15 protein-coding genes are annotated in these 17,879 nt (G+C 66.1%); 6 read left to right on the forward strand and 9 right to left on the reverse strand.

Going from position 1 to position 17,879, the window contains the following annotated elements; translation table 11 throughout:
• Positions 1-121: 121 nt before the first annotated feature.
• Genes AvAM_RS05275 through AvAM_RS05290 form a run of 4 tightly spaced genes read right to left on the reverse strand, consistent with a single transcriptional unit; the run spans position 122 to position 5,064 of the window.
• Positions 122-1,258 (reverse strand): DUF1513 domain-containing protein, encoded by a 1,137-nt coding sequence (locus tag AvAM_RS05275; protein ID WP_137746100.1) that lies wholly within the window; start codon positions 1,256-1,258, stop codon positions 122-124.
• Positions 1,248-2,360 carry an imelysin family protein gene (locus AvAM_RS05280; RefSeq protein WP_137746101.1) on the reverse strand — a complete coding sequence of 371 codons (1,113 nt, stop codon included), beginning with the start codon at positions 2,358-2,360 and terminating at the stop codon, positions 1,248-1,250. The genes AvAM_RS05275 and AvAM_RS05280 overlap by 11 nt, the downstream gene beginning before the upstream one ends.
• Positions 2,357-3,838, reverse strand: coding sequence for a di-heme oxidoredictase family protein (locus tag AvAM_RS05285; RefSeq protein WP_137746102.1), 1,482 nt, complete (start codon positions 3,836-3,838; stop codon positions 2,357-2,359). Before AvAM_RS05285 ends, AvAM_RS05280 begins: the two co-directional genes overlap by 4 nt.
• A 2-nt stretch (positions 3,839-3,840) precedes the next feature.
• The gene (locus AvAM_RS05290; RefSeq protein ID WP_137746103.1) at positions 3,841-5,064 is read right to left on the reverse strand and encodes an imelysin family protein; all 1,224 of its coding nucleotides are present in this window, start codon (positions 5,062-5,064) and stop codon (positions 3,841-3,843) included.
• 322 nt (positions 5,065-5,386) lie between these two features.
• Between AvAM_RS05290 and AvAM_RS05295 the strand changes: the two genes are divergently transcribed.
• Positions 5,387-7,603, forward strand: a complete 2,217-nt coding sequence (locus AvAM_RS05295) for a PhoX family phosphatase (protein ID WP_137746104.1) — start codon at positions 5,387-5,389, stop codon at positions 7,601-7,603.
• A 126-nt stretch (positions 7,604-7,729) separates the two neighbouring features.
• Here the strand turns inward: AvAM_RS05295 and AvAM_RS05300 are convergent, their stop codons facing one another.
• The 4 genes from AvAM_RS05300 to AvAM_RS05315 all read right to left on the reverse strand — a co-directional run bounded on the left by AvAM_RS05300 (position 7,730) and on the right by AvAM_RS05315 (position 11,058).
• The gene (locus tag AvAM_RS05300) at positions 7,730-8,584 is read right to left on the reverse strand and encodes a FecR family protein (RefSeq protein WP_249367951.1); all 855 of its coding nucleotides are present in this window, start codon (positions 8,582-8,584) and stop codon (positions 7,730-7,732) included.
• Entirely contained in the window at positions 8,538-9,386 is an 849-nt protein-coding gene (locus AvAM_RS05305; RefSeq protein ID WP_137746105.1) for a BPSS1780 family membrane protein, read from the reverse strand. The genes AvAM_RS05300 and AvAM_RS05305 overlap by 47 nt, the downstream gene beginning before the upstream one ends.
• A gap of 254 nt (positions 9,387-9,640) precedes the next feature.
• A complete protein-coding gene (locus AvAM_RS05310; RefSeq protein ID WP_137746106.1) occupies positions 9,641-10,591 on the reverse strand; it encodes a homoserine kinase in 951 nt (316 codons plus the stop codon).
• Between the two features lie 107 nt (positions 10,592-10,698).
• Positions 10,699-11,058 (reverse strand): hypothetical protein, encoded by a 360-nt coding sequence (locus tag AvAM_RS05315; RefSeq protein ID WP_137746107.1) that lies wholly within the window; start codon positions 11,056-11,058, stop codon positions 10,699-10,701.
• Between the two features lie 64 nt (positions 11,059-11,122).
• Between AvAM_RS05315 and polA the strand changes: the two genes are divergently transcribed.
• Positions 11,123-13,921: a DNA polymerase I gene (gene polA / locus AvAM_RS05320; RefSeq protein WP_137746108.1), complete on the forward strand. Its 2,799-nt coding sequence runs from the start codon at positions 11,123-11,125 to the stop codon at positions 13,919-13,921.
• Between the two features lie 10 nt (positions 13,922-13,931).
• Here polA and AvAM_RS05325 read toward each other — a convergent pair whose 3' ends face one another.
• Entirely contained in the window at positions 13,932-14,204 is a 273-nt protein-coding gene (locus AvAM_RS05325) for an NIPSNAP family protein (protein WP_137746109.1), read from the reverse strand.
• Between the two features lie 521 nt (positions 14,205-14,725).
• On the opposite strand from AvAM_RS05325, the gene AvAM_RS25605 reads away from it, so the two are divergent.
• The 4 genes from AvAM_RS25605 to AvAM_RS05345 all read left to right on the forward strand — a co-directional run bounded on the left by AvAM_RS25605 (position 14,726) and on the right by AvAM_RS05345 (position 17,848).
• A complete protein-coding gene (locus AvAM_RS25605) occupies positions 14,726-15,022 on the forward strand; it encodes a putative quinol monooxygenase (protein WP_171012142.1) in 297 nt (98 codons plus the stop codon).
• 256 nt (positions 15,023-15,278) lie between these two features.
• Positions 15,279-16,181: a glutathione-dependent disulfide-bond oxidoreductase gene (yghU, locus tag AvAM_RS05335; protein WP_137746111.1), complete on the forward strand. Its 903-nt coding sequence runs from the start codon at positions 15,279-15,281 to the stop codon at positions 16,179-16,181.
• Between the two features lie 21 nt (positions 16,182-16,202).
• Complete coding sequence (locus AvAM_RS05340; protein WP_137746112.1) at positions 16,203-16,835, forward strand: glutathione S-transferase family protein; 633 nt, start codon at positions 16,203-16,205, stop codon at positions 16,833-16,835.
• 86 nt (positions 16,836-16,921) lie between these two features.
• The gene (locus AvAM_RS05345) at positions 16,922-17,848 is read left to right on the forward strand and encodes a LysR family transcriptional regulator (protein WP_137746113.1); all 927 of its coding nucleotides are present in this window, start codon (positions 16,922-16,924) and stop codon (positions 17,846-17,848) included.
• Positions 17,849-17,879: the final 31 nt, after the last annotated feature.

Here is a 17,879-nt window from a genome sequence, read left to right on the forward strand (position 1 = left end):
GGTCACGCTGCGCCAACCCGACCTGCGGGTGCGCAGTACCTGGGTGGGGCTTGTTTGCTTCTCTTTTGATAGCTAATAGCGCTTGTCCATAGCGCGGAGAAGCCTGTTTTTCCTTGAAGTTTCAGCCTTGCAGCACCACCCAGTGGTTGTCCAGCCGCGCCCCTTGCAACTCCGCTCCATGCGGATGCGCCAGCGGTGCCGCAACCTGCGCGTTCTGCAGACTGCTTGCCAGGCCGCCTGCCCACAGCGCGCCGCCGCGCACTGCCAGCGGGCACACCTCGGGCAGCGGGACCAGGCCTTGCCAGTCGCCCTGCAAGGAAAACGTGGCGATGCCATGGGCGCGCGGGCAGCTCACGGCCCAGCCGGTGGGGGTGGCGGCCATGCTGCCGCCGTAGCCGCGCAGGCTCGGGGCCGCAGGTTCTGGTGCGGTCACCCTGCGCAGCGCGGTGCCGTCGAACAGTGCGAGCACGGGCGCCGCATTCTTGACCGCAGGGTTGTCGTGTTCGGCCTGGAGGGCGATGCCCAGGGCGGTGCCGTCGGGGCTCCAGGCCAGGTGGCGCAGGCTCAGGCGCGGGTCCTGCAGGCGCCATTGGCCCAGCAGGCTGCCGGTGCGGGCATCGAGCCGCACGAGTGACGGGTCCATGCGGCCCAGGTCGCGTTTGACGCGGCCGGTTTCGGGGGCTGTGGGCACGCCGCCGTTGGCGACGATGAGGGTGGGCGCGCCGCCGTGTGGAGTGCGCAGGTCCCAGATCAGCTCGTGCGCGTCGATGCCGTGGGTGGGCCAGGCGGCGGCGGTGGCGAGCGTGCGGGCGTCGCGCACCACGATCCAGCTCGCACCCGTCTCGGCATCGGTTTCGGTGGTGTACAGCCGCTGGCCGTCGGCACTGGCCAGCACATGGCCGTTGAAGGAACGCCCGCCGTCTTGCCACAGCCATTGCGGCTTGGCGCGGCGGTCGGGATTCCAGCGCACCAGCCAGTCGCCAGGGCGGCGGGCCGTGGCAATCACCGACCCGTCGGGCAACACACACAGGCCATGTGCGCGGGTCGGCACTTCCAGCACAGCGTGGATCTGCAGCGCCTGCCCGGCGCCGTCTTGCGTGGACAGCACACCGATGTGGAAACTGCCCTGGTGTTCCCACGCGGCCGCCAGGTGCACACGATCACCAGTGTTGGCGAAGGCTGCTCTGGGGGCGATCACGCAGGCGCCCAGGCCCGCGAGAGCGGCCAACGCTTGGCGGCGGTACAGGTCAGTCGCCATCGGCGTCCGAGAACCCAATGCTCACCTGCAGCGCGGGCGCCACTTCGGATTCGGCCAGGAACTTCAGCGCGGCCAGGTCGCGCGCGGTTTGCTGGATGGCGGCTTTGTCTTTGAGGCCGTTCTTTTGCACCTGCGCCAGCGATGCATCGACCTTGTCCGTGGCCCGGCGCAGCCTGTCGGCCAGCGGGTTCAGGCCCTTGCCGCGCAGGTACATCTCGAGCGGCACCAGGGCCTCGCCGGCGGCGGGGATGTCGGCGCTGGCGGGCAGGGTGGTCACGCTGCGCAGGCCGTCCCAGGTAGCGGCCCAGGCGGCCAGCGTGTTGCCGCTGGCGGTGCGGGGGTAGTCGGGCGTGCGAGCGCCAGATCCCGACCCGGCGGCGCGCAGCGGCTTGTCCATCTGCGCCCAGCGCAGGCGCTCGATGCCGCCCACCCACTGGTTCACGAATTCGCTGATGGCCTGTGTGGAGCCTTCCTGTTCGTCTTCGGCGCCCCAGTCGGTCGCGGCGGCGTCGGTAAAGGCCTTGGTGAGCGCCGCCGATTCACGCGCCACGTCCTGCGCCACCTCGTGGGCGTAGCTGCAGGCGGGGCTGCCGGGCTGGGCCGGGCGTGTCCACAGCAGCCATTCCAGCGCGGGCAGGCCCTTGGCGGGCGTGCCGATGCGCTCGAACGCCCTGGCGCCCTGGGGCTGGGCGGCGATGGCCTTGTCGATGAGCACAGGGCGCGTGGGCGCGAAGTCGATGGCGCGCTGGCTGCGGCGGCTGATGACGGGGCCCACGGACACGGCCGCCAACTGCTCCCACGCGCGGGTTGTGGCCTGCCAGGTGCTGCGTGCTGCGCTCAGCGCGGCCTGGCCGTCCGCCGCCGGTGCCTGGCACAGCGCCGCCACAGTGGGCACCAGCGTGCGTGCGCTGCGGTCAAAGTCCTGTGCGCGGGGCAGCGCCCAGTGGCCGTAGATGCCTTGCAGCGCGTGCACCGTGTCGTAGAAGGGCACGGCGTTGCGCTGCCAGGCCGGTGCCGTGGCGGGCACCTGCGCCTGGGCCGCCAGGGGCGCCAGGGCGGCCAGCCAGAGGCTGGTGCGCAGCATGTGTTGAGCGGCTGTCATAGAGACTCCACAAATTTCACCAGCGCATCGCGGTCGGCCTTCTTCATCTTGAGCACCTGGTCCTTGGCGCCCTCGGCCTCACCGCCATGCCACAGCACGGCTTCGAGCACGCCACGCGCGCGGCCGTCGTGCAGCAGGCGGGTGTGGCCGTTCACGTCCTTGATCAGGCCTGTGCCCCACAGTGGCGGGGTCTTCCACTGGCGGCCGTTGGCGCCAAAGTCGGGGCGGTTGTCGGCCAGCCGCTCACCCATGTCGTGCAGCAGCAGGTCGGTGTAGGGCCAGATGCGCTGGCCGCTCAGCGCTTTGCTGGTCAGCTGCGGGAAGGGACCACTCTGGGTGACGTAGCTCGGGCGGTGGCAGGTGGCGCACTGGGCCTGCGCAAACAGGGCTTGGCCGCGCAGCACCTGCGCGTCGTTCACATTGCGGCGCGCGGGCGGGGCCAGCGTGGCCTGGTAGAAAACCACATCGGCCAGGGTCTTGTCGTCGATCTCCACACCGGGCTGGCCTTGTTCTCCACCGCTCTTGCCGCTGGGGGCTGCCAGGCAGTCCTTCTGCGTGGGCGTGCAGGCCTCCTGCGCGAAGTGGAGCGAGGTGATGCCCATGTCGCCCAGGAAGGCGCCGCCCGTCTGGTGCGCGATGGTGGCCACATTGGCTTTCCAGCCGAAGCGGCCCAGCATCGTGCGGCCTGATGGTGCATCCCACACCTGGTTGGGGGTGCCCTTGATGGGGCCGGGGGCGGCTGCCTGGTCGGCGGCATGGGCGAGGATATCGGCCTCGGCAATCGCTTCAAGCAGGCCCACGCCGATGATTTGCGGCGCAATGCGCGGGCTGGTCATGACTTTGGGGTGCATGGGGCCGTAGCCCAGGTCGGCAAAGCCGTAGGTGGGCTTTTGCAGTGTGTAGGGCGTACCGTCGGCGAACTTGCCTTTGATGGCGTCGTAGCGCAGGGTCACGCGCCCTTCGGGTTGGACGCCCTGGATGGCTGCGTTGTTGAACTGGTCCCCGTACACGGGGTCGTGTTTGGGCCCGCCGTGCGCGTCGGTGCCGGGGATGGACAGGCGGATCAGCAAGGCCACGGTCGGGTCTTTGGTCTCGCCCAGGCGGTTGAAGATGGCTGGCGGCTCACCGCGCCCGTCCTGCACATGGCAGCCACCGCAGGACCGCGCAATGAAATGCGGGCCCAGCCCGTCGCGCGCCTTGGTGGAGGCGGGCGCTTCCACCCAGTTGCGGCGGAAGAACGAGTTGCCGATGACAAAACGCGTGCGTTCCTCATCGCTGAGGTTGGCGGCGGGGAAGGAAAAGGCGTTGCGCCCGGTGGCGAAAACGGTGGTCTCGCCGCCGGTTTTCTCGCCCAGCGGGTCGGGCGGTGGTGCCGCAGTCAGCGACTGCAGTCCCAGGCCGCCGAGGGCGACGGCAACGGTGCTGGCTGCTGCCACACGCAGGGCGCGCTGGCGGCGAATGGCTGGCAGGAGCAACATGTTCAGGGCTGCACCAGCGTGAGTTTGGTGATGCCGATGGCGTTGGCCGCGGCCACCAGGTCCTTGGCTTGGCTGGTCAGGCTGTCGATGGTCTTCTGGATGCGCTGGCGGCCCGGAGCGTCCTTGCCGCCGATGATCTCGCGGTCGAACGGCGCCTGGATGCCTTCGGCGGCAGCAACTGATGCAGTGATCTGCTTCGTGGTCTTGTCGGCCAGCGCTGCGTCCTTGGCGGCCACCAGGTCGCGCAGCGACGGGCCTTGCAGCACGCTGCCGTCCGCGCGCTTGTACTGGCCCAGCCACACGTTCTGGATGCCCAGTGCGTTGGTCACCGCGTCGCGGTGGGTGTTGTCGGAGAAGCACGAATGTTCGTCCTCCTGGTCCTGGCTGTTCAGGGCCACTTCCAGGCGCTCGCCGGCCAGTTCGCCACGCGAGAGTGAGCCCAGGCCCACCAGCATCTTGCGGATCGACTCGTTGCCGCCGCGCACGAACCTGGCGCGGTAGTTGTTCTTGGCGTCGGGTGCCCAGGCCTTCACCAGCACGGTGAGGTCGTCGATGAGCAGGTCGGTCACCACGTTCAGGTACTGGCGCCGCCGGTCGGCGTTGGGGGCCTTGCCATCCACAAAGTCTTCAAAGTTGCGGTTGCCCGGGCCGGTGTCCGACAGGTCCTGGCCCCACAGGAAGAACTCGATGGCATGCCAGCCCGTGGCAATGTTCTCCTCGCCACCGCGCTCGTTCTGGGCCGACAGGCTCTTCTTGGTGATGGCGAACTTGCGGTTGTTGACCAGGCCGGCGTTGGCCTTGCCCTGCACTCTGTCCACAAAGGATTCATCCATGGGCCAGGCATTGATGCGGCCTTCGGGGCCGTTGTCGTTGTCGATGGGGCCGCCGTAGAAGCGGAAAGCCTCGGTCTGGCCATAGAACTCGCGCGCGGCCAGCCACTTCGTGCGGGCGTCGGCCAGGGTCTCGGCCGACGGCTTGGCCGTGAAGGCTGCCACCGCTTCGCGCAGCGCCTGGGCGCTGGCCAGTGTGTCGGCGTAGTTGGAGTGCACAAGGATGGCGTAGTGCGCCGCCACGGCCGCAGGGGCCACGGTTTGCACCGCTTGGGGAGACTGGGCCTGGGGTGTGGTTGCGCTGGCGGCCTGCGCGGCGGCGCCGGTGCTGTAGGCCAGGGCAGTGGCACACAGGGCTGCCGCCAGCAGCGAAGTCTTCAGGGAGGGCGAGGTCATGCAGGGGTCTCCAAGGGGTCGCGCAGGCTGCCGCACGGACAGCCCGGGGGCTGGGCAGGGCAGCGCGAGAAATGGGTGGGAACGGAGGGCCGCACTGGCTGGTGGGGGCCACGCACCGGGTCGTGTCAGGGCGGGCGCGGGAATTGGCTGGGCGGTCTGGGGCAGCGGAAATTATACAAATGATAGTGATTCGTATTTGTTTATTCCCTTGGGTGGGGCCTGGAATCGCGTGTCACGAAACCGACGCAAAACCTTCATGGGGATGTCACCGGGGGTTTCTACGCTCCACAGGCTTTGTAACCAACAACCCCCGAGGAACCCCATGACCCACCGTGTGGATGCGCCCGAACAGGCCGTCGATTTCAACAACGAGAACGCCAACACCTCTTCCAACCCCACGTTTGACGCGGTGCTGGGCGCTCGCCTGTCGCGCCGGGGTCTGCTGCGCGGCGGCGTGGGCACGGTGGGCACGGCCATGCTGGCCGGGTTTGGCGTGAGCGCCTGTGGTGGCGGCAGCGACGATGCCGTGCCTGCGGGCCCCAAGCTGCTGGGTTTTGGCGCCGTGCCCAAGAGCCTGGCCGACGTGGTGGCCGTGCCTGCGGGTTACACCGCCAGCGTGTTGTTCGCGCTGGGTGACCCCATCGCTGCAGGTGTGGGTGCCTACAAGAACGACGGCACCGACGGCGACTTCGACAAACGTGCCGGTGACCACCACGACGGCATGGAGTGGTTTGGCCTGGGCGCGGACGGCAAGCGCAACGACAACGCCACCGAGCGCGGTCTGCTCGCCATCAACCACGAAGCCACGACCGACGAGAAGCTGTCTTCGCACTTCCTGCATGCCAATGGCGGCACCACCACCTTGCCCCGCCCCGCTGCAGAAATCGACAAGGAAACTGCCGCCCACGGCATTGCCGTGATCGAAGTGGCCAAGGCCGCAGGCAAGTGGGCCTACACGCAGAACTCGGCCCTGAACTTCCGCCTGACGGCGCTCAGCCCTATCGAGATCTCGGGCCCCGCACGCGGCAATGCGCAGCTGATCACCAAATACTCGCCCACCGGCACCACCACCCGTGGCACGCTGAACAACTGCGGCACGGGCAAGACGCCCTGGGGCACGTTCCTGACCGGTGAGGAAAACTGGTTCGGCTACTTCACCCGCAGCGCTGCCGACGATGCCGCACGCAGCAACGACAAGAGCGTGACGGCCCTCAAGCGCTATGGCCGCAACCAGGGCGCCGCATCGCGCCATGGCTGGGAGAGCGGTGGCACCGCCGACCAGTACCAGCGCTGGAACAACAGCAAGACCGGCACCTCGGCCGACGGCAGCGACGACTACCGCAACGAGATGAACGGCATGGGCTACATCGTCGAAATCGATGCCTATGACAAGACCCGCATGGCCAAGAAGCGCACGGGCCTGGGCCGCTTCGCGCACGAAAGCGCGGCCTTTGGCAAGGTGGAAGCGGGCAAGCCCTTGAGCGTGTACATGGGCGACGATTCGCGCGGCGAATACATCTACAAGTTTGTCTCCACCGCACTGTGGAACGCTGCCGATGCCAACGCTGCTGACCGCATGGCCGTGGGCGACAAGTACCTGGACAGCGGCAAGCTGTATGTGGCCAAGTTCAACGCAGATGGCACAGGCAGCTGGGTGGAGCTGTCGCTGGCGAACACCGCCATCAGCGGCTATGCCGCCTACAAGTTTGCCGACGCGGCCGACATTGCCATCAACACCCGCCTGGCGGCCGACGCCGTGGGCGCCACCAAGATGGACCGCCCCGAGTGGAATGCCGTGAACCCCGCCAACGGCGAGGTGTACTTCACGCTGACCAACAACAGCAACCGCAGTGTGAACCCCACCGGCAGCCAGTACCTGCCCGACGCAGCGAACCCCCGCGCCTACACCGACATGAAGGGCACGGCCAAACAGGACGGCAACCCCAACGGCCACCTGGTGCGCCTGAAGGAAGGTGCATCCGTATCGGCCTTCACTTGGGACGTGTACCTGTTCGGCGCCGAAGCCGGTGCCGACAAGGCGATGGTCAACATCTCGTCGCTCACGGCCGACCAGGACTTCTCCAGCCCCGATGGCCTGGCCTTCAGCAAGGCCACTGGCATCTGCTGGATCCAGACCGATGACGGCGCCTACACCGACGTGACCAATTGCATGATGCTGGCTGCGGTGCCAGGCCAAGTGGGTGACGGTGGCAAGAAGACGCTGAGCTACACAAAGGCCGATGGCTCCAAGATGGACATCGTGACCCCCGTGGGCAAGGCTGCGACCGAGAGCACGCTCAAGCGCTTCCTGGTGGGGCCAAGCGGCAGCGAAATCACCGGCGTGGCAGAAACGCCCGATGGCAAAGCCATCTTCGTGAACATCCAGCATCCGGGTGAGACCACCGCGCTGGCCAATTTGGGCGACCCGGCCAAGTACACGAGCCAGTGGCCTTCCAATGCGGGCTACGGCGCGGGCAAGCGCCCCCGCTCGGCCACGATCGTGATCACCAAGAACGATGGCGGCACCATCGGGACCTGAGGGTGCTGTGGGAGGCTTGCCTCCCAAGGTGCGAGGGCCGGCCGGTGAGCCGGCCTTTTTCTTTGTGCGGGGAGCTCTGGTGGGCCCCGCGCCGGTAGGGCGCCCACGGTGGTGGCGGGCTCCCGCTCAGTAGTCTGAGCCGTAGGGAGAAGCGGGCCGGGCGCGGGGCGCAGGGGCTGGCGCTGGTGTTGACGAGTGCGCGGGTGGTGCCGATGTGCGAGCAGGTTCGGTGGTATTTCCGGGGGTGGGAGAGTAGTCCATCTGCCCGCGCCCGTCCTTGACGCCTTTGCGTCCGGCTATTTGCCAGGCCGTGCGCTGGCTCACCAGGCCCGCCAGAAACTCCAGCTCTTCGTCGGTGTGGTTGATGGCGCCTGCAGGCGTCAGCAGCCGCCCATTGCGGGGCGTGGGCTCGGCCCAGAAGGCCTGGTGGTAGGACGATTGGCTCACCAGGCTTTCATTGCCTGCCACCAGGTCCACCGTGCCGTAGCAGTTGCAGAAGTAGCCGCGCAGCGCCTGTTCCGAGAAAACTTCGGCGTAGACCCCGGTGCCCCGGATTCCGGCGGTGGCGGTGGGCAGCACGATCTGCCGGTCGGCGCCCTTGCCCCACACGCTGGCGACTGCGCCGCTCAGCACACGCAGCACCTTGACGGCCGCGGGGGTGTCACTCTCCAGCGCCACGCGCGAGTTCTGGCGCACCATGAAGGCGCTGTCGCCCACGGTGAACACGGTGGTCGAGCCTGGGCCGGTCTCGATGCGGTCGTTGGCAGTGATGGTGTGCTGGGCCGTCAGGGGCTCGCCGTTGCGCAGCACATCGCCGCGCAGTTCCACGATGTTGCTGCGGCCCTGCGCCTGGGCGGCCACCCAGCCGCCAGACACCATCCACAGTGCGGCGGCCTGTACGAGGCTGCGCCGCTGGAACCAGGTCAGCTCTTCTTCAGAGCGGCCCTGGAGTTGATGGGGGGGATGGCGGTGTCTCGTCATGGGGCGCCTCGTGCACGGTGGCCGTGGATGGGGGATCGAAGCAGTCACGGAAGGTGAAGACCACCGACGTGAAAAACATGGCCGCCAACATCATGGCGCCGCCCACCATGATGCCACCGGCCGCCGAGCCAGCAAGCCCCGCCACCGCCAGCAGCGCTGACACGATGCTGACCACCAGGCCGCCGAGCAGGAAAACCCCCAGCCAGCCCAGCCCATAGACCACAAACGCGCCAAAGTTGCGCACACAGGCCACGATGCTGAAAAACAGCGCCTTGACGGGTGGCACACCGTGCCAGTGCACCAGCCCCGGCGCATGCCAGAACAGCAGCGACAGCGGCAAGTACAGAACCATGGACAGCCACATGGCGCTCTGGAAGGCCGGGTCCTGCGCCACCTCTTGCGTCAGCTTGGCGCCGCCCAGGTACACCTGGGCAAACTGCCCGCCGTCGATCAAAGCAGACAGGCCCATCACACCGAGGAAACCCACCGCATACAGCGCGCCCAGCACCAGCATGTCACGCAGTCGCTGGCGGCCAGTGCGAAACGCCACCAGCAATACCGTGGGCATCGGAAACCGCCCCTGCGTGGCCTCGGCGGCCGCCACCATCATGGCCAGCGTGGCCGACGGCAGCAGCGCCAGCGCAATGGCCGGGCCCACCAGGGGCACCATGGTGGCCAGCGACATGGAGGCCATGGTCATGAAGAACAGCGCAGCCAGTGCCATGGGCTGCCGCCAGAACGCCCGGATGCCAAGCTTGACCCAGGCCATGCCGGTGCGGGCGGGGACGATGTGGAGTTTCATTGAATGGGGTGCAGGAGAGGATGGGCCCGCTCAGGGGCTGGGAATTTTTGCGTACAAGGCGAGCGTGGACAACAGATTCTCAGCCTCTCAGGCCGCCTTTGCCACCGCGCCGACGGTGCGAGGGCGCAGGCAGGGCTCGGGCGTGCTGCGGACAATAGGCGAGAGGAAATAGGCGGGAATTTACCCCAGCAGCCCAATTCCGCAGTGGCGCAAGGGCAGGAGGGCCGCCGTGCCCGATGGTGTGGGGCAGAAGATCAGGCGTGTACGGGGTGCGCCACGCGGTTGCGCAGCACGCGCTCGAAGTGCGTGGGGTCGTGCGGCGTGAGCATCGATGCCTCGCGCGGCAGGTAGAAGTCCCACAGGCGCGAGATCCAGAACCGCAGTGCACCCGCACGCAGCATGGCGGGCAGCAGTTCACGCTCTGCGGCCGTCAGGGGGCGCACGGCCTGGTAGGCGTCCAGCATGCGGGTGGCGCGCTCGGCATCGTGGGTGCCGGTGGGCAGGTCAATGCACCAGTCGTTCAGGCACACGGCCAGGTCAAACAGCCAGGTGTCCACACCCGCAAAGTAGAAGTCGAAGAAGCCGGTCAGCTCTTCGCCGTCGAACATCACGTTGTCGCGGAACAGGTCGGCATGCACAGGGCCGCTGGGCAGGGCTGCATAGGCCGAACTGGCGGCCACATGGTTCTGGTAGGCCAGCTCGGACCGCAGCAGTGCCGATTGCGCTTCGCCAATGTGGGGCAGCACCACGGGCACGGTCTCGTTCCACCAGGGCAGGCCACGCAGGTTGGGCTGGCGGCGCTCAAAGTCGCGCCCCGCCAAGTGCATGCGCGCGAGCATGGTGCCCACAGCAGCGCAGTGGGCACCCTGGGGCGCCAGCTGGCTCTTGCCACGCAGCTTGTTGACCACGGCGGCGGGCTTGCCACACACGGTGTGCAGGATGTCGCCGCTCTTGTCGGCGCGTGGGTCGGGCACAGGCACACCGCCGTGCGCCAGGTGCTTCATCAGATACAGGTAAAACGGCAGCTGCTCGGCCGTGAGGCGCTCGAACAGCGTGAGCACGAATTCGCCCTGGTCGCTGGTGAGGAAGTAGTTGGTGTTCTCGATACCACCTTCAATGCCGCGCAGCTCTACCAGCTCACCCAGTTGCAAACGGCGCAGCAGCTCGCGCGCCTCGGAGTTGGAGACTTCGGTAAAAACGGCCATCGCTCAGAAGGTGTCGAAAAAGAAGGGGGTTGGCGGGGGAGCCGGTGCCGCAGGCACGGCAATCAGGCCACACACCGCCGCAGTGGACAGGGGCGGCCGCTACGGTCTCAGAACTTCAGCACGTTCCAGACGCGGGGGGCGGTGGTGGTCTCGGCGCCACTGTTGCTGCCTGCACGGCTGCGGGCGCCGTCGGGCGACTGCACTTCGTAGCTGGGCATGCTGCCCGCCTTGGGTTGCACCGAAATCGTCTGCGTTTGCCCGCCGATGCGCAGCTCGTCCACGCGGCTTCCCGCATCTTCGACCTGGATGCGCTCGGTGCGCTGGTTGGTGCGGCCCGCAGGCTGCTCTGTATTTGAGAGCGCCTCGCGCTTATCTGTTGCGCCAGGAGGAGCATTTTGGCTTGTATTCTGGGCCAGGACGGTGCTGGAGGCCATGCCCAGCAGCAAGAGGAGGTGAACAGCGCGCATCGGCCGATTGTAGAGCGCTGCCTGGCCGGCGCCGTGGCGCGGCCCAGCCGTGCACAATTGCCGGATGACTGACAAAAAGACCCTGGTGCTGGTGGACGGCTCCAGCTACCTCTACCGCGCCTTCCATGCCATGCCCGACCTGCGGGCCGTTCCCGGCGACATGACCAGTGCCGCCACGGGCGCCATTCGCGGCATGATCAACATGATGCAGGCCCTGCGCAAAGAGGTGACGGCCGACTACGCCGTCTGCGTGTTCGACGCCTCGGGCCCCACCTTCCGCGATGCCCTGTACACCGAATACAAGGCCACGCGCTCGCCCATGCCCGACGACCTGCGCAGCCAGATCGAGCCCATCCACGAGGTGGTGGACCTGCTGGGCTGGAAGGTAGTGGCCGTGCCCGGCGTGGAGGCGGACGACGTGATCGCCACCCTGGCCAACGTGGCTGCAGCGCAAGGCATTGAAGTCATTGTGTCCAGCGGCGACAAAGACCTGAGCCAACTGGTCAACGAGCACATCACCATCATCGACACCATGAGCGGCAAGCGCCGCGATGTGGCGGGCGTGACGGCGGAGTTTGGCGTGCCACCTGCGCTGATGGTGGACTACCAGGCCCTGGTGGGCGACACCGTGGACAACGTGCCCGGCGTGACCAAGGTGGGCCCCAAGACCGCCGCCAAGTGGCTGGAAGAATATGGCTCGCTCGACAACCTGATTGCCAACGCCGACGCCATCAAGGGCGTGGCAGGCAACAATCTGCGCGAGGCGATTGCCAGCGGCCAACTGGCCTTGAGCCGCCAGCTGGTCACCATGAAAACCGACTGTGCGCTGGCCGACTACATCCCCGGCTTGCCCGCGTTTGACGACATCACGCTGGACGCGCCAGACAACACCGGCCTGCTGCCGTTTTACGAAAAATACGGCTTCAAGGGCCTGGCCAGCGCGATCAAGGGTGCAGCGGCCCCCGCCGCTGCCGCCCCCACCGTCGCCATGCCCGGCCAAAGCGGCGATCTGTTTGCCGACCACTCCGCCAGCACCGTGGCCGAAGAGGCCCAGCACCGCACGGTGGTGTACGACACCATCCTGAACTGGGCCGACTTTGACCAGTGGCTGGAGCGCCTGCACAAAGCGCCGCTGGCGGCCATCGACACCGAGACTGACTCCCTCGACGAGATGCGCGCGCAAATCGTCGGCATCAGCTTCAGCGTGCAGCCCGGCGAAGCCGCCTACATCCCCCTGCGCCACGAAGGCCCCGATGCGCCCGCGCAACTGCCGCTGGATGAAGTGCTCGCCCGCCTCAAGCCGTGGCTGCAAGACCCCAAGCACCACAAGCTGGGCCAGCACATCAAATACGACCGCCATGTGTTCGCCAACCACGGCATTGAGGTGCAGGGCTACGCGCACGACACCATGCTGCAAAGCTACGTGCTCGAAGTGCACAAGCCCCACAACCTGACCAGCCTGGCCGAGCGCCACACCGGCCGCAAAGGCATCACCTACGAAGACCTGTGCGGCAAAGGCGCGCACCAGATCCCGTTTGCGCAAGTGCCGGTGGACAAGGCCGCCGCCTACTCGTGCGAAGACTCCGACCAAACTCTGGACGTGCACAACGCCCTGTGGCCCCTGCTGCAGGCGGACGACAAACTGCGCTTCATCTACGAGCTGGAGCTTGCGAGCAGCGAGGCCCTGTACCGCATCGAACGCAACGGCGTGCTGATTGACGCCCCCACGCTGGCCGCGCAAAGCCACGAGCTGGGCCAGCGCATCTTGCAGCTGGAAACCGAGGCCTATGAGATTGCAGGCCAGCCCTTCAACCTGAGCAGCCCCAAGCAACTGGGCGAAATCTTCTTCGACAAGCTGGGCATGCCCGTGGTGAAGAAGACCGCCACCGGCGCCCGCAGCACCGACGAAGAAGTGCTGGAAAAGCTGGCCGAGGACTACCCCCTGCCCGCCAAGCTGCTGGAGCACCGCAGCCTGGTCAAGCTCAAAGGCACCTACACCGACAAGCTCGCGCAGCTGGCGCTGCCACGCACCGGCCGCGTGCACACGCACTACGCGCAGGCCGTAGCCGTCACCGGGCGCCTGTCCAGCAACGACCCCAACCTGCAGAACATCCCCATCCGCACCCCCGAAGGCCGCCGCGTGCGCGAAGCCTTTGTGGCCCCCGCAGGCCGCGTCATTGCGAGCGCCGACTACTCCCAGATCGAGCTGCGCATCATGGCCCACCTGAGCGGCGACCACTCGCTGCTGCACGCCTTCCACGCCGGGCTGGACGTGCACCGCGCCACCGCCGCCGAAGTGTTTGGGGTGGAGGTCGATCAGGTCACCAGCGAGCAACGCCGCTACGCCAAGGTCATCAACTTCGGCCTCATCTACGGCATGAGCAGCTTTGGCCTGGCCAAGAATTTAGGCATCGAAACCAAGGCCGCGGCCGCCTATATCGACAAATACTTCCAGCGCTACCCCGGCGTAAAGCAGTACATGGACGACACCAAGGCCGCCGCCAAGTCCATGGGCTATGTCGAAACCGTGTTTGGCCGCCGCCTGTACCTGCCCGAAATCAACTCCCCCAACGGCCCCCGCCGCGCCGGGGCAGAGCGTGCGGCCATCAACGCCCCCATGCAGGGCACGGCAGCTGATTTGATCAAGCTGGCCATGGTGGCCGTGCAAAAAGAGCTGGACGCGCACAAGCCCAGCATCCAGATGATCATGCAGGTGCACGACGAACTGGTGTTTGAGTTGCCCGAGAGCGAGGTGGACTGGCTCAAGACCCACATCCCGCGCCTGATGGCGGAGGTGGCGGCGCTGAAGGTGCCGTTATTGGCGGAGGTGGGGGTGGGGGCGAACTGGGACAAGGCGCACTGAGCCGCGTGGATCAGGCCGCCTGCGTACCGGTGTTGGAGGTCCGCAGATCCTGGACCCCAGCAGCAGAGAGCCAGACCAGGGTACTCAGGGAGGTTTCAATTTTTGCCACGATCCCTTCGCGCGGTCCGCTGCGCCAAGCCTCTGACGCGTAGAACTGGTCTTGGCTTGGCTGCAGACCGGCCTGATCCTTGTAGGCGCAGATGAGAAAGTAGCCATTCTCTTCTTGTGCAGAAATGCCGTATGCCACGACGACGGTCTCCCACTGTCTCAGGGGGCTGGACATTGTGGGTTCCTGAAAGTTGGAGATTGCCGAGGCTAGGGCTTGCGGGCAGAGGTGTTTGGCCAGATTCGGACCTCTCCCTCAAGGGACGGAATTCGCTGTCACGGCGGGGACGGCGCAGGCCCTGAAAAAAGAAGCTGCCTAGCCAAACGCGTCTTCACCCGTGGCACACAAGCCACCTCCTGACTTCCTGGACGCCCAGGGCTCCGCGTGCCTGAACCTCACCCGACATCTGGCAATTGAGCGAAGAAAACGGCCGCCCGTTCGTTCGCATCAACTGACCCATTGCAGGCGCCACTCACGAAAAAAATTGCCTCGCAGGGCGGCACCCGCTGCACATGCATTCGCTGGCCATGCCCAATGAGTATGGAAAAGCCCCGCGACTGCAAATCGACGTTGCAAGCTGTTTCACGTCAAGTGCATGTTCACCGTACCATGCCCGGCCCAGCGCGCTCCGCAGGTTTGCGGTCTATGGCCCGCTGGGCAAACCGTCAAAGGTTGACGATCAACTACCAATACAACCCATGCACAAAATCGCTCTCGTCGTAACAATTGAATTCAAACCTGAGTCAAAAGCGTCATTTCTGCAATCTTTGCTGGATCACAAGCAGCGCTGCCTGGCAAGCGAACCGGGCACCCTTCAGTTTGAAGTGCTAGCGCCTACAGAAAGCGCCCAGTCAGTCGTGCTGTTTGAGTTGTATGCAAGCGCTGAAGCTCTGGTAGCGCATGATGCGGGTGGTAGCTTGGCATTGTTCATAGAGCAGGCAGGCCCGTTGATTACCAAGGTCTCGCGCCAACACTGCTCTGTCCTCAGTCCTTGAATTCAGCACCTCCGAGCGCTCTATTCAACAACCGTTTCCAGGGGGGTGCTTGGCGAGTTGCTGCGGGTTCGAGACCACTTGTGGGCAACTCGCTCTTTTTTGGATAGTCGCATCGCCAGATCACTGGCAGCGTAATTTGGCGCGGCGCGTCGGTGGCATTTGCCACAGCCCAGTGGCGGACAAGTCGCGTCGCTACACTTTCCGGGCAATTGCTGGCGATCTCGCCACTCTCCCTACCATTTGACTGGAGCTGTGCATGCCCGATTCCACCCCTTACACCCCCCCCGCCATCTGGCAATGGAACAAAGAAAACGGCGGCCAGTTCGCCAGCATCAATCGGCCCATTGCAGGCGCCACGCACGATAAAGAGCTGCCTGTAGGCAAGCACCCGCTGCAGCTCTACTCGCTGGGCACGCCCAATGGCGTGAAGGTGACGGTCATGCTGGAAGAGCTGCTGGCGCTGGGCCACAGCGGGGCGGAGTACGACGCGTGGCTGATTCGCATCAACGAGGGGGCGCAGTTTGGCAGCGGGTTCGTTTCTGTGAACCCCAACTCCAAGATTCCCGCGCTGCTGGACCGCACCGACCCCGCCAACCCCGTGCGTGTGTTCGAGTCCGGCGCCATCCTGATGTACCTGGCGGAGAAGTTTGGTAGCGCCTTCTTGCCCAAGGACGGCGCGGCGCGGGCGGAGTGCTTGTCGTGGCTGTTCTGGCAGATGGGCAGTGCGCCGTTTGTGGGCGGCGGGTTTGGGCATTTTTATGCCTATGCGCCGGTCAAGATCGAGTACGCCATTGACCGCTATGCCATGGAGGCCAAGCGCCAGCTGGATGTGCTGAACCAGCGCCTGGCGGTGACCGAGTACGTGGCGGGCGATGAATACACGGTGGCAGATATTGCGATCTGGCCCTGGTATGGCTTGCTGGTGAAAGGGCAGGCCTACAACGCCGGCGAGTTTTTGCAGGTGCACGAATACACGCATGTGGTGCGCTGGGCCGAGCAGGTGGCCAAGCGCCCGGCGGTGCAGCGGGGGCGCAAGGTGAACCGTGTGCAGGGTGATCTGGCCAGCCAGTTGCGCGAGCGGCACGACGCGAGCGACTTTGACACGAAGACGCAGGACAAGATCGAGGCGGCAGCAGCAGCTTCTTCCCCCGCACGCTGAGTGTTTTTGCAAGGCGTCACCATGATCACCTTGTACGACTGCGCCACGGCGCCCAGCCCGCGCCGTGCGCGCATCCTGCTTGCAGAAAAGGGCGTGCCCCACAACACCGTACAGGTGGACCTGCGCAATGGCGAGCAACTGGGCGAGGCGTATCGCCAGATCAACCCACAGTGCACGGTGCCCGCGCTGCGCACCGAAGACGGCTTGCTGCTGACCGACAACGCGGCGATCACGGCGTATGCGGAGGCGCGCTACCCGCAGCCCGCCCTACTGGGCGAGACGCCAGCAGAAAAGGCCGAGATTGCGAGCTGGAACTGGCGCATGGAGTTCGAAGGCCTGCAGGCCATTGCCGAGGCGCTGCGCAACAGCGCGCCCGCCATGGCCAACAGGGCCTTGCCCGGCGCAGTGGATTACCCACAGATCCCGGCGCTGGCGGAGCGCGGGCTGGTGCGTGTGGGGCAGTTTTTCAATCTGTTGAATGATCGATTGGCAGGCCGCGAGTTCATTGCCACTGACCGTTTCAGCGTGGCCGACATCACGGCGGTGGTGGCGCTGGACTTTGCGCGGGTGGTCAAGCACAAGCCGGGGGAGCAACACCCGCATTTGCTGCGCTGGCGCGCGGCCATGGCGCAGCGGCCGTCGATGTCGCTCTAACTATCGCGCTGCTCCAGTCCCCGTTTTAGTCGCAATGGGTGGATGCAAGGATTGCGCATCGGGCCTGTTCCTTGCATTGTTAGTTGATGCGCCTTCGCCACATAGAAGTCTTCAACGCCGTCATGCTCACCGGCAGCGTGAGCGCGGCTGCCCGCCTCATCAACGTCACGCAGCCTGCGGTCAGCCGCATCCTGGCGCATGCTGAATTGCAGCTGGGCTTTCCGCTGTTTCACCGGCTCAAGGGCAAGCTGGTGCCCACCACCGAGGCGCAGACGCTGTACCCGCACATCGAGCGCCTGTTCACCCAGCTCGACGATGTTCAGCGCCTCGCCAACAGCCTCAAGAGTGACCAGCGCGAGGGCGAGTTGCACATCCTGAGCGTGTTGGCCCTGAGCTACGAGGTGTTGCCGCGTGCGCTGCGGTTCTTTCGCCAGAAGCACCCCGATGTGAAGGTCACCATCGATGCGCTGCACTCGCCACAGATCGTCTCGGCCCTGGTGCTGCAGGAGGCAGACGTGGGCTTTGTGTTCAGCGCCATTGCCCACCCGGCGCTCACACAAGAGCACTTGGCTGATGGCCGCATGGTGTGCGTGGCGCCCAAGGGCATGCTGGGTGCGGCGCTGGTGGATGCGGGCGTGGTGCACCTGGCCGATCTGGCGGATACGCCGGTGGTGCGGTTGGATGTGCGCGACCCCATCGGCACGGTGGTCAACCATGCCTGCCGCGAAGCGGGGGTGGGGCTGCAGACAGCGATCACGGTGCAGACCTACCACGCTGCGCTGGCATTGGCGCACCATGGCCACGCGGTGGCGGTGGTGGACAGCTGCACAGCGGCTTCGGCCGACCGCAGCAAGGTGGAGGTGCTGGCGCTGGCGCCGCACATTGCTGTACCCATCAAGTCGCTGCGCACTGTGAACCGGCCCAGCTCGCTGCTGGCCAGCGCCATGACGCAATGCATGCGGCAGGCGGTGGCAGAAACCATGGCCTCCGTCGATTTACCCGACGTGGAGTAGTGCGCGCCGGGCCGTGTTGCGCAGGGCTTGT

Source organism: Acidovorax sp. NB1, assembly GCF_005405905.1.
GTDB lineage: Bacteria > Pseudomonadota > Gammaproteobacteria > Burkholderiales > Burkholderiaceae_C > Acidovorax.